General features: G+C 57.8%; 1 protein-coding gene. It reads left to right on the forward strand.

All coding sequences use genetic code 11. The features are described 5' to 3' along the window. The coding region (locus tag XI03_RS01565) for a sensor histidine kinase (RefSeq protein ID WP_271591095.1) at positions 1-650 on the forward strand (650 nt) is incomplete at both ends.

A 650-nucleotide genomic window follows, 5' to 3' on the forward strand; every position in this document is an offset into this window, starting at 1 on the left:
TGACGCGTGTAACGGCATTAGGAGAGCTGACAACTTCCATCGCACACGAAATAAACCAGCCACTCGCAGCTATTATCAGCAACGCCGATGCGTGCCTCGGTTGGATGGGCCGCGAACCTCCTAATCTTTCCGCCGCGCGCTCTTCGGTGGAGTGGATCATCGAAGATGCAGTTCGGGCAAGCGAGGTGATCCGCCGCGTTCGCGCACTCGCGAAGAAAGGCGAGATTGAAATGGTGCCGCTCGACATCAATGAGGTGGCTAAGGACGTCATTGCGCTGGTAACACGAGAGCTGGCGAGCCACCGAGTGACGTTACGAACTGAGTTGACGGCGGCGCTGCCTACGATCCTCGGCGACCGGATTCAGCTACAACAGGTGATCATCAATCTGGTGATGAACGGAATCGAAGCCATGGACGCGGTTACAGACCGGACGCGCGAGCTGCTGATTCAATCATCAAAGGACGATCTGGGGTACGTGCAACTTGCCGTGAGCGATTGCGGCGTCGGGGTCGCCGAGGACGACGTGGACCGCGTCTTAGATCCCTTCTTCACTACCAAGGCCAGTGGTCTTGGAATGGGTCTTTCGATCTGCCGATCGATCGTGGAAGCTCACGGAGGCCGGCTGTCAATCGTCCCCAAGGATGGACCT

The sequence above is a fragment of the Bradyrhizobium sp. CCBAU 65884 genome, from assembly GCF_028128835.1.
In the GTDB taxonomy this organism is placed as follows: Bacteria; Pseudomonadota; Alphaproteobacteria; order Rhizobiales; family Xanthobacteraceae; genus Bradyrhizobium; species Bradyrhizobium ottawaense.